Raw genomic sequence first — 11,872 nt, 5'->3', positions numbered from 1 at the left:
TATCTTAACCGCATCAAAATGCTCCAAAACACGGCGATATTTGGAGATGTAGTCGGATTGATCGCGAAAGCTGAGATCCCCGTCCGACATTTCGCGGTCCAGCAGATAACCCCGATGACATTCATCGACTACCATGAGATCGTACTGATCGATCGGCGGCGCATCTTCCGCGCTCTCTGAATAGAGGACGCGCCGGACCAAGCCCTGAATTGTGCAGATGTGAACCCGCGTATCCTCATCGGGTGTTACATCGGCCAGGCCCCTCAGACCAAAAATGTCAGTGAACGCCTTGCCGTTCACCACCTTGGTTGTAGTGAATTCGTCCTTGGTCTGTCGTCCGAGCGCGCTCCTATCGACTACGAAGCAAACGCGCCGGAATCGTTTGGCGGAAATGAGGCGGTAGAGCATCGCAATGGCCAGCTTGGTTTTGCCGGTTCCGGTGGCCATCGCCACCAGCATTGCGCGCCGATTTTCCGCCAAACCGCTTTCGACAGCCTCAATGRCTTCCCGTTGATAATGACGAAGAGGAAAGCCAAAGTCGAACGGTTGGGCGACAAGTTCCTTCTGCGCCTGCTCTTTGTTGACCGACAGTCTCTCCAGGATACCGCGTGGCGAGGGCCAGCCTGCAAGGACCTCGGCAGGATTGTTAGGATCGCGCAAATCTCGACGCCAAATTCCGGAAAGGGCCTCAACTTGCTTTAGATGGGGGCGACCATTGGTCGAAAAGGCAAACGGTGCCTTGAAGTCGTACCAAGGGCCGTCCTYTGCAAATTGGGCCTCCTGCATATGGATGTCCGAAGCATAGCGCTCTGCTTGTCTCAGCACTGCCATCACGTTGCGGTTGCGCCGCTTCGCTTCGATTGTTCCCACAAGCGTCATGCCGCAGAAAAGGGCGTAGTCGGCTGGACCGGTCATAGTGGGCCATTCGGCAATCGCACGATTGCGTCCTTTAACCGGACGGCTCCCATTCGAGTAACGAAGGACTTGAGTATTAGCCTCCCAACCGGCTTCTCGCAGCTGCTGATCAATCAGCTGCCTTGTATCAGCCTCGTCAAGGTTGATCTGGTCAGCGGCGTCCCTGGCCAACTCGGCCACGATCTCGGGCGCAGGCGTATCAATGCTGTGGGAGGCTTCAAGAGCAGCTTTGAGCTGCTCAGCAAGTGCAAGACGGCCCTTCTCAACCTCCTCGGCCAGTGACTCCCAAATTGCTCGTTCCTGCCGTTCTGCAGCTGATTGATCCACTGCCGTTCGCCTTTCTACTTCGGCGGCCAATGCCTCAGATTTGAGGCGTTCAGCTTCTGACTGGGTCGCAGCAAGCTCCGCCTTGAGGCGATTCAATTCTTCAACACCCGCAGCATGGGCATCGGCTGGCCGAGCAGGCGGTACGAACGGTCCAAATTTGTCAGCTGGGTTGTGGAACGTGCGGGAGTACCAAATGGCTAGCTGGCGAGCCAGTTTGAGCCCAGTTAGCGCGCTGGCATGGTCATCTGCACCGCCATGTGCGGCCTGATTCCCAGCGATGCGCAATGAGTGAAATAGCTCACCAACTTCACGCGGAAGACTACATTCGAACTTCAAACGGCGAAGGATGTCGGCGAAATTGTCAGACAGCTCGATGACGAGGCCAAAACGTGACGCAGTTAGCTGTGCAGTGAGTTCTGAAAGCTGGCGCAGCTTGATCTGGCAAGTGTTCGGGTCTTCTACGAAGTAGCGCTCTGCAAGCACCCCTAGGCGAAAAACCCGTGGCTCAAGCATCTGAAGAAATGCAAAATTTGAATCACCCCCGACCATGATTACTGAATATAGCGGGTCAGGGATTTTCACCATAGCTTTTCGCCGTGTGCATCCGCCAGCGTTCGACCCGACGATGGTTTATGAATACGGAAAAACGCATAGGTTTGATGGTTGTCGATACTAGGCAAAGCTGATCGGCGTCACATTCAAAACTATGCAACGTGTTTCGGAAGGTGCTCAGGACGCGGCGCACCGTCTCCTGGTCGGGCTCACTGCCGCAGTTGGAAACGCGCCGTTGAGCATTGAGAAGGGCCGTAAGAAATTTCGCCTTGACGATGGAATGGAACAGTGACGTGAACGCTTCGCCGAGCTCAAACACCAAGGGAACGAAGGTCCCACGGCCGGAAGTCTGCAACTCCCTTGCCGATCAGATCTCCTATCCCGGGCAAAGGCCGCCACCCGATTGTATGAGTACTCATGGCCAACGCTGATCAGATCAGCGTGTAACTGCTTGACGGTTCTTGCGGCCTGCCTAATCCTCGTCCGGCAGAAAATCTTAATCTCGTCACGATGCCTCCAGACCCGATGCTCAATGACAGCTTGTCGCCAACAGCAATCGAAAAGCGGACAGACCACTCCCGGCCCCGGAGCGGCTACTGTCGCTATCGCCACTTCCGCGCTCAGCCCCGTTCGACGCAAATGATTTCTCGCCTTCGGCGGTTTCTGAAGTCGCTGAAGTCACTGGTTCGACAATTCGGCGATTTGTCGCGCTGTGTATAAAAGTGCGAGTTGGGACCTGTTACTTCAGCGATTTCGGTGACCACCTCATGTTCCCTTGGACGCGCTCCCTAGCGGCGTCAACTCGCGCTGTTGTGGTCAGGCTTCGGTGGCCGTAAATCGGCTGCCGCCGACCGTGGATCTTCCATTTGCCGTCCGAGGCGTCGGGATTGGGAACGCGCAGGTAGCCGACCTTCTCTAGCCGTTTGGGTATCTGCCGTCGGTTTTTCGGGTCTTCGAGCCAACTCGTAAGAGAGGCGCTCATAGCCGCGTCCTTCAGGTCCGAAAGCGTAATGGCATCCGCGGGGGTTAGGACGTCGGGCTCCGTTTCTAACGCCTTGCTGAGTTTGTCGATTGCGTCCCCGAGCTCGTTCTCTTCGCTCCCACGCTCCGCCTCGACGATCTCCCAGAAGGCTGCGGTTTTGGTCGGAGGGGCTTTTGGATTGAAGCCCTCAAGGTCGAAGGCTGCTAGCAACGCGGCTACATGGGCGTAGCCGTTCTCTTTTTCGTACCACTGGTAAAGCCGGTCGAAATAGGACGGCTCGAGGTCACCCTCCTCGAGGGGTGACCAAGCGACATAGTGCCGGCGGTCATCAGCTGGCAAATAAACGCCATCGGTAAGGTAGTTCGACGTGATGATGACACCAGTTACGTTCGGCACAGTGTGCTCGCGAATATTTTTTTCATCGCAGCGCAAAACATCCGGCGGGGAAGCAGTTAAAGGTTTCAGGTGTTCATAGAAAGCATAGCGGTTGGTCTCGCCGAGGTCGCGCGCTTCGTTAATGCGCAAGATTACCGACTTGGTGAAGCCGTTGAATCGGCCGAGAAGCTGAACCGGCGACACCTCCACAAAATTCCAGACGCCAACAGCGCGGGCCACCGGAGCAAGCAGCGTGTCTTTGCCGATGCCAGGTGCGCCGCCAAGTAGCAACGCATGGTTGATCTTCTCGGCCGGCTTCTTCACCCGATGTGCCAGCCAGCGAACGATGTGGGGGGCGTCGTCGGGATAGACCGTTTGCACGTGTTTCAGCCAGGGTCCGGCTGCTGTCGGGTCGCCTTGTAACAAGATCGGAGGACGGTAGAGGTTGAAGATGGTTGAGCCAGTGCGCTCGATGAAGCCTCCCTCGGCGATGAGGCGGTCGCGTATCAACATAGGCTCGCCTGGGTACCACGAGAGCTGCTCGACCGGGCGGTACTGGTCGAGCCAGGCGGATGCGCTCAAAATGATCTGCTCGCCCTTTTCGTTGAACTTCGGCGAGCCGTCACTGTATTCGAGCGGTATCGGCGGAATTCGCGCGTTCACGCTGCTTGCCGGCCACAATTCGCGGGTCGGGATGAAAATGAAGCGGTGCTGAGGCATGTAGGCAAAGAAATCCTCGCGGCTCACCCCTGGCGCGCTCTCCAGCTTACTCGGTGGCAACTTCGATTGATCTCTGAATTCGTGCTTCATCGCTAGTAGCTCCTACCATGGACGCGGCGATATTCGGCCGCGAAGCGGGCGACGTAGTCCGGGACAGCTTCTGACTTGGGAGGTCCGTGACGGCCCTGCCATTCAGCGAACAGGGCAGCGGTGCGCTGTATAGACGATAGAGCTCACCGCATTCATATCCGCCGTCATCCAAGCACAGCGCGGCTTCGTTCAGGGCATTCCTGGCAAAACGCAGTAGCAGAACGGCTCTATCGATATCGGCCGTAGGCTCGCCTACCATTGTGGTTGACGCACTTATCTCGCCGAGATCCAGTTCGTAGATCATGCGGCCCTCTTGCGCGCCGGTTGAGCAATACGTGGAAGTAACCTCAGCCCACCACGGTGACTGGAAATGAACAACTGCCAGGCGCGATCGTCCTTGGCGGCATCACGCGTGCCAGGAATCCGGCGCAGCCTTCGCGTCGGTTGCACGAGCACACAGCGATCGAGCAACGCGGCGGACCGGAGATTGAAGAGCCAGGCGGTGTCGCGGAGGAGCCAGATAGGAAGATCCAGGGTCAGCAGGTGTTCGATTAGCTGCCGGAACGCCGGCCAGGACCAGGGCAAGTTGCAAATTGGGCAGTCGGCGCCGCGGGCTTCCCTCGCGCTCAAGGTCAGCGCGTCACGCTTGATGATCGACGAATGTCGAGGTGCAATATCGTAAGCCGTTACACAGATATGACCATAGGCCTCCAGATGACGGGCCAACGCCCCATCTCCGGCCGTCGGTTCGACGAAGCGCGTGGCAGGAACGAGAAAACGCAATTGGGGCGGCAGTGCTTCGGCCGGGGTCGCATAAGCGTCCTTTGGAATTCGCGGGAAGTCGCTATGCCGGTCCATGGTCATCAGCCTTCCTCACGCGCGAAGGTCGGCCCGTTAGCATTGACGAGGGGGAATGGATTCTCTGATAGCAACGCTTCGTCGCCCCAAGCATCCCAGCCGGGACGTGCGGGGCCGCGCCGGTTTAGCTCAATCTTTGGGACGTTCGGCCAGAGCCGCTCGATCATCTCCGCAACCGCTTCCGGCTTGGCCGAATGCTCACCCCTTTTTTCGCGAAGTATCGATCGCACTTGGGTCCCTTGCGCCGGTGCGACGGGTTTCCCTTTCGTGCCGACCAGCAGAATCTCGTGCTGGTTGATGAACCAATATCCGGTCCCACCGAGTTCTTTGTCCCAGATCAGGTGGGTCCGATATTGAAAGCCCCACCGCGCCATGACGTGGAGGGCGTCCTCCAGCATCGGTACGGTCGCCCAAATGAACACCACGCAGTCGGCCGCGGCGATGGAAGGTACGTCGCGCGCCGCGATCACCTCGGTGGGCGACGTCGAGTAGTGATTGTCAGCTGCACGATCCATGCCGGTCTCGCGCGACCACGGCTCCCATCGCCACTCGGGGTCGGCCAGAATCACGCCGTATTTCTTGTCGGGAAGTGCCAGGATGCGCCCGGCCAGCATCCGCTCACGCTCGGCTCGCCGTTCCGACTTGGTGGGTTCTACAGGCAGGACAAGCGCCCTCTCGGCCGTTGCCACGCGCCAGATGGCGTCATTGCCATAGCCCGAGACTTTTTCGGCGCGATAAGCATTGACCCGCTCGGCCGACAGCTTCTCCATGAGGGTTGCAACATAGGTGGGGGCTACGTTGTCGAACACCTTCGAGGCGATCGTGCGGACCGACACCTCGGTCCCCTCGCCAAACTTCGTCACGATCCGCGCTGCCAAGCCGGAGTTCTTCCTCGGAAGCGATGGCTGTTTCGACTTGTGTGCCGGCTGGCTGCGACCGCGGTTATCCGTTCTGGCGGCGACGTGCGGAATTTCCGCACGTCCCTCCATATCGCGTCGGACCGAACCAACCGTCTTGTCGTCAACCTTAACCTGCGCCGCTATCTGCCGGTTGCTCTTCTCCGGGCGCGTCTGCAGCAACTTCGCCACAAGGACGCGTTTCTGCTCGCCTGTAAGGTGGCGGCGTTGAAGGTTAAGACTGACTGCAAGTGCCGTGGGATCAGGATCGGTCTCCCAGGTCCGTTCGTCTGCCGGCATACACAGGCGACCGGCCTCGTCGACACAAAGGAGGCCGAGTTGCTCGAGAGCATTGAGCCGATTTCGTCCATCGATGAGCCAGATCTGGCCGTCCTCGTCTCGCCACGTCACAATCGGAACGAGGATACCGTTCGACTTGATGTCGTCGACAAGCTCAGCGAAAGCATCCGCCTCAAGTGAGGGAAACAGGTCGGTCGCCGGATGCATTTTGAAGGAGTTGCGCCAGATGGTGGCGGTCATCGTAGACATCCCTCCCGATTATTTGCCGATTTAAGGACTAAAACTCGGCACCACAGCCTTTGGCGCGTCGAGCGCCTGGCTGACAGCGCGCGTGGCGGCATCACGTAGGAGTCGGAGGGGACATGTTCGAAATTCGTATCGAGCTGGCCCACGTTCCGATCMTCCTTTCACGCGGGAATGTCGGCGACGACGGGCGTGAACTTCGCACGCGGGAGCGCGCGCATGTAGCGGTCAAGGTCGTCGTAAAAGATGATCGTGCGCGAGCCGCTCTTGTAGGCCGGAAGCAGGCCGGCGCGCATGTGCTTGTAGAGCTGAGCGCGGCTTTGACCGGTGTAGCGAACCGCCCCAGGGACATCGGTGGCAAGCGGGTGTCGCAAGGCTGCCGGGCCGGGCGAGAAAGTGGCTGGGTTGTTGGACAGCGTGGCCATGTTGTCTCACCTTGAATGAGCCAACACGACCAATAGACGCGATTTCACGCGTGTAAACGACACCAAGTGCCGAAAAATTCGATGCGATTATTCGGCTAGCACGAACGCCTTGAAATCAGGCCAGCGCTGTTCGACGACAGCTTTCTTGTTGCGATAGATTTCCAACAGGTGTTTGACGCCCGGAACCTTCCTACTAGGGTTTGCCGATCTCACCTCATCACGGACTATCGCGGCTGCACGACCCACGACGTCATAGTCGCGCTCATCGTTGTTGCGCAGGCGCTCAATTTCACGATGAATCAGAAAGGCGTACTTCAGCGCGCGCTCATCCGCTGGTGGCGCACCTCGCTTACGAAGCGGCTTGGCCATTGCATCTAAAATCTTGCCGAGATCATCCGGGGCAAGTGACTGTCCATTTTCTACGAGCCAGCTCAGTGTCTCGACCGTTATGATGCCAGCGCGGGCCATGGTCTCGGCAATTGTTGCGATGCGACGCTTCCGTTGGTCTGCCTTGACTCTTTTCATCCGTTCGGACCAACGCAAACAGATGTCGATATTTGCTCCACCAGTCGGCTCCGCGACGCGCCTTGCCGTGTAAGGTCCTTCCTTCATCGCTTCCGTGCCGTCGCCTCTTGCGTTCGAGCCAACCTCCACAATTCCAGGTAAGGATGCAGCACTCACAGCACGCCCTCCAAGTTGAGCTGACTATCGGCCGAGGCTCCCGGCCGCACACTGTCGTTCATCTTGCCAACCAAGGGAACAACAGCGCGAACGGCGAGATCATCCATCGCGCTGGTTATCGCCGAGGCATAGTGTCGTTCGATGACCACGCTTGACGTGTCGTGAAGGCTTGCAACCAACCGAATTGGCAGTCCAGCTTTGAGCATACGCACGATGCTGGAATGCCGGAGGCTGTACGGCACGGTGTCTGCCGGTAATCCTGCCCGCTTCAGAATCGCTTGCCACGGCCGCGCCAGCTCTGCTGCATGCAGCCATGGCCCGCGCGAACAACGCTCCCAACGCGGCAGCGCAAACTCTGTCGCCTTTGTTTGCTGGTGACGCCAACGCTCCAACAACGGTGCGTTCGACCGCCGGCCTGCAACTGCAGGCCGGAGCGCCTGGATGACATCCTGTCCAACTCGGACCGCAATATGACTCGCCTTCTTGACGCCACGCCCCTTTCGGCTGGTCGGCACCATCAAGCGGCTGTGGCCGATCTGTAGATCGGCGACACGCATTCGGATGATCTGGCTGAAGCGTGCGCCGGTGCTGGCAAGCGCGAGCACCAGCATCCACAGGTCACCATCCCAGCCCAGATCCGCATCGACCCCGCGCGCGGCATCAATAATCCGGCGGACGTCGTCGTCGGGCAATGCGGCGCCGTCACGGGCCTGTGGTGACGACGCTTCGGTGATGGCTAGACCGTGTTTTACGACGATCGAGAATTCCGGAGGCAGGACGGAACGATGTTTCCGCGCAGCCATGTTCAKCGCTGCCTTGAAATCATTGGCGACTCGACGAATTGTTGAAGGGGCTATGCTGGCAGACCGACGATCGAGCCAGTTGCACAAGTGATGTTCATTCAACTCGTGAAGAAGTTGGTCGCCAATCTCGTCGGCCAGCACATGAAGCCTGAGCCTGTTGCGCGCGTCTCTCCGGGCAAGACCTTCGGCATTCTCACGTGCGTCGCGCATGCCGACATAGGCTTCCACTGCCGTCCGAACCGTCGGCGGCGCACCATTTACAAAGGCACGATCTGTTGTGTGCCAAGATGCGATTCGCGCGACAGCAGCCTTCTTCGCCTGTTCAAAGTCCAAGACTGTGCTGCCGTTCGCCTCCAGGAAATCGTCGACGATACCGATCTGTTCCTCGCGGTAGCGCTTGTTGCCCAGCGACTCGATAACAACCCAAACACCACCCCTGCCCTTCTTCCTATAGCCAAGCGCCGCCATAGGCCCGAGCGACCTGCAGTATGGTTTTTTGCGCGGCGCCAGCTGCCGGCGAGCGTTCCGCGTTGTGATGGGCGTTTCGACCCTTGTTCGTGCCATCTGAGCTTTCGCTTTTGGTCCCGAAATCAGTCCCGAAATACACCCGTAGCTGGCGCGACACAAGTGTAGACGTGAAATCTAATATCCAAGCAATTTCAATTCATTAGATTGAAAGCCGGTGGACATCTATGGACACCCGGAGACCGAGTATAGCGCCCTTTCACGGCGGTAACAGGGGTTCGATTCCCCTTGGGCGTACCAGGTTTTTCAAGCATTTAGCTTGCTGAAGCATCCATCCAATAGAACCTTTCCTAGCTCTGAAGCCAGCCCCTGCGAGCCTGCCTTGCAGCAGGACAGCGACAAAAGCCATTTGCAAGCATTCCGGCCCAGCTGTGCCTGAAAAGATGCGCCGCGGCTTCAGATTCTTGGTTCTGGCCGTATCTCGAATCGCTTGTGGCTTGTTCGCGCGACAGATGCCGAATCATGGATCAAAGATGACGGCGCTGATCGRCTTTCGATTCTCTGAAGACATGACGAGCCGGCGAAGCGTCGCGCGATCGACACCGAACCGCCGGCGTGATCGCCGGCAAAATCCCGATCTCACAGGCTCGCCTCGCAACATCGCTCTTCATGGCACGGGTAGCAAAGGCGTAGGAGCCGCGGAGAGCACGGACCGCAACAGTTCGTTTCCGCCCGACCACAGGATTTGTAAGCCCAGACAAAACAGAATGAACGCAGACAGCCGCACGGCGATGTCGGTGCCGCCCGGGCCGAGAAGCCTTTGGATGCGGTCCGCATAAGCGAAGCAAAACAAAATGGACACCGCCAGCACCGCAATGGCGCCAAGACTCGCCAAGACGAACATGATCCTGTCTGCGGGACTGGTGATCGTCGCATCTGAAAGACCGATGCTGATAACGACCGCGATCGAGCCAGGCCCCGTGGTCAATGGCAACGTTAGTGGATAGAAGGCCTGATCGAGCAATTTGGTGCGGTCGACCCCTCCTGCCGACGCCTGCATCTCCTTTTGGCTTCCTTCGTTGAGTAGCTTCCATCCCGATACGGCAACGACGAACCCTCCTGCGACGCGAAGGATCGGGATGGAAATCCCGTAAAACTGCAGAATGAGCGCGCCAAGGAGGAACGAGCACACCAGAAGGATAAGCGAATTCAACGCGATACGCCGAGCAAGGACGGCKCGGAGTTCGGGAGTTGCGCCACCTGTCAATCCGAGGAAAACGAGGGCCGAGCCAGGCGGATYGACAACCGGAAAGATCGACGCGAGCACCACAACGAATGTGTGGATGGCCGCGTTCATTCAGGCAGATCCACGTCGATCGAGCACACCACGCGAAAGCCTGGGATGCCTCTGAACACATCGACAAGCTTAGCCGCGTTGGCCATTTTCGCGCCTTTCAAACCGTGAGCAATGCCCCGACTTCCTGGCTGTGGTAAAACAAACCATACATGGATTGGCGGCAGGTTGCCACCGCCGCAACCTGAGCAGCGGCGCAAGACCAATCTAATCCGCAGCGCCCATCCCTGGAAGAGACACCGTTGGCCAGATCCGCCCCGCGCAAATCGCAAAGCGGCGGATCGAAGAAAAAAGAAGCGGCTACTCCTTCGCGCGCCGGTGATGCGCCCTCGACTGCGGCGATTGTGGAATCAGCGCGCCCCGCAGCATTTCTTGAATTTCTTGCCTGATCCGCAAGGGCACGGATCGTTGCCGTTGCGCTGCAGGTAGYCGATCAGCGGCAAGAGCGCAGCCGAAGGCAAGAGTGCCGCCGTGAACGCCGCTAGCTTGGCCGAAAATCCAGGCACTACCAGGCGACGGCCGGATTTGAATCCCCGCCATGCACGCTCTGCAACATCCTTCGAATCAAGCTTGGGCAAAATTTTGAATAGTGCCGTCTGACTGGCGCCTGACCGCTCGAGAAACTCCGTCGATACTGGTCCAGGAGCGACGCACGTAACCGTCACGCCGGTCTTGCGTACTTCTTGATGAAGCGCCTCCGAAAAGGTGCGCACAAAACCTTTGCTGGCATAATACAAGGCCATGTAGGGCCCAGGCGTGAAACTGGCCACCGAACCGAGGTTGAGCACCCCGCCGCGTCCCCGCGCCACCATGTCAGGCAGAAACCTCAGCGTCATGTCGCTGAGGGCGCGTATGTTGAGATCGATAATTCCGAGCTGGTCATCCATGGGCAGCGCGATCGCCGCACCACGCAAGCCATAGCCGGCACTGTTCACCAGCACATCGCAGAAGAGACCTTTCGTGGCGAGGAAGTCCTCCAGACGAGCCGAAGCCTCAGGTGCCGACAGATCCAGCTCGAACGTGAATGCCTCGCCGCCCGCATCGCGCACATCCTTTGCGGCAGCAGCCAAGCCTTCAGCAGAACGCGCAACCAGCACGATCATAGAACGTTCTCGAGCCGCGACCTTGGCTATTGCCCGACCTATCCCACGGGACGCGCCGATGACCACGACGGCTGGTCTGAACTGTTCATCTAGGCTCATGCACCTGCACCTGAAGCCGCCTTAGCGGGCACAGCTCCAATTTGAGCGATATCTTGCACTTCATTGGCCACGGCGTTGTTCAGGATTTCTTCGAACCTCACCAGCGCGCGCGCGACATTGGCCCCATCCATGACCCTGTGATCATAATGGATGCGGACATCCACCGATCCATCTTCGCCGATCGGACCGTAGTTGAGCAGCGTAGTCAAAGGCGTCAGCGGATTGAGCGACTCGGCACCAAGACCGGAATAGACCGAAAGCTGAAAGGTGCCGAAAAAACGGGCCCGCTGCCGCCCAATGTTGAGCCCCAGCCACATAAGCAGCCATCTTATTGGCGCAGGCGCTCGCGCCATCTTGAGCGCGCGCCGGAAGTCCTTGATTTCCATGACGGGAAGTGATCGCGCGGCGTGGAAGGATGCTTCAAGTTCGGCGATCGAGCAGCTCTCTGGACACCTGATCATGCTCAGCAAGACGACCCGCTCACCATCGTGCTCGCGCTCATGGGCGACCGAGGCCACGCTGACCGGGAATTCATAGAGCTGCGGCCTGGGCAACTTGATGTAAGCACGCCGCAGATCCGGCATCTCGTGCGCCAGCAGCGCATATCCCTTGAGGAACAGCACAGTCCACGAAGACCGGCTCTGCTGCGCCATCCTGGCGGCTTGCAGCGGTCCGAGGTTCATC

General features: G+C 58.6%; 10 protein-coding genes and 1 pseudogene. All 11 read right to left on the bottom strand.

Annotated elements, in window-relative coordinates; genetic code table 11:
- The coding region (locus AC1DUU_RS11150; protein WP_476783482.1) for a DEAD/DEAH box helicase family protein at positions 1-1,827 on the bottom strand (1,827 nt) is incomplete at its 3' end.
- Between the two features lie 262 nt (positions 1,828-2,089).
- A pseudogene (locus AC1DUU_RS11145) lies at positions 2,090-2,268 on the bottom strand (IS21 family transposase); the annotation flags it as partial.
- Between the two features lie 265 nt (positions 2,269-2,533).
- The gene (locus AC1DUU_RS11140; protein WP_476783481.1) at positions 2,534-3,961 is read right to left on the bottom strand and encodes a primase-helicase family protein; all 1,428 of its coding nucleotides are present in this window, start codon (positions 3,959-3,961) and stop codon (positions 2,534-2,536) included.
- 300 nt (positions 3,962-4,261) lie between these two features.
- Positions 4,262-4,825: a hypothetical protein gene (locus AC1DUU_RS11135; protein ID WP_476783480.1), complete on the bottom strand. Its 564-nt coding sequence runs from the start codon at positions 4,823-4,825 to the stop codon at positions 4,262-4,264.
- A complete protein-coding gene (locus AC1DUU_RS11130; RefSeq protein ID WP_476783479.1) occupies positions 4,825-6,255 on the bottom strand; it encodes an MT-A70 family methyltransferase in 1,431 nt (476 codons plus the stop codon). The genes AC1DUU_RS11135 and AC1DUU_RS11130 overlap by 1 nt, the downstream gene beginning before the upstream one ends.
- Before the next feature lie 167 nt (positions 6,256-6,422).
- On the bottom strand, positions 6,423-6,683 hold the full coding sequence (locus tag AC1DUU_RS11125; RefSeq protein WP_476783478.1) for a helix-turn-helix domain-containing protein: 261 nt from the start codon (positions 6,681-6,683) through the stop codon (positions 6,423-6,425).
- A gap of 87 nt (positions 6,684-6,770) precedes the next feature.
- Positions 6,771-7,364, bottom strand: a complete 594-nt coding sequence (locus AC1DUU_RS11120; RefSeq protein WP_476783477.1) for a hypothetical protein — start codon at positions 7,362-7,364, stop codon at positions 6,771-6,773.
- Positions 7,361-8,635 carry a tyrosine-type recombinase/integrase gene (locus AC1DUU_RS11115; RefSeq protein ID WP_476783476.1) on the bottom strand — a complete coding sequence of 425 codons (1,275 nt, stop codon included), beginning with the start codon at positions 8,633-8,635 and terminating at the stop codon, positions 7,361-7,363. Before AC1DUU_RS11115 ends, AC1DUU_RS11120 begins: the two co-directional genes overlap by 4 nt.
- Positions 8,636-9,299: 664 nt before the next feature.
- Complete coding sequence (locus AC1DUU_RS11110) at positions 9,300-9,989, bottom strand: MarC family protein (protein WP_476783475.1); 690 nt, start codon at positions 9,987-9,989, stop codon at positions 9,300-9,302.
- A gap of 347 nt (positions 9,990-10,336) precedes the next feature.
- Positions 10,337-11,188, bottom strand: a complete 852-nt coding sequence (locus AC1DUU_RS11105; protein ID WP_476783474.1) for an SDR family NAD(P)-dependent oxidoreductase — start codon at positions 11,186-11,188, stop codon at positions 10,337-10,339.
- Entirely contained in the window at positions 11,185-11,871 is a 687-nt protein-coding gene (locus tag AC1DUU_RS11100; protein WP_476783473.1) for a hypothetical protein, read from the bottom strand. Before AC1DUU_RS11100 ends, AC1DUU_RS11105 begins: the two co-directional genes overlap by 4 nt.
- Position 11,872 lies beyond the last annotated feature (1 nt).

It is taken from the genome of Aminobacter sp. P4_H6_2 (assembly GCF_056400805.1).
The sequence above is the reverse complement of the archived record's forward strand: the minus strand, read 5'-3'. Positions and strand labels throughout refer to the sequence as shown.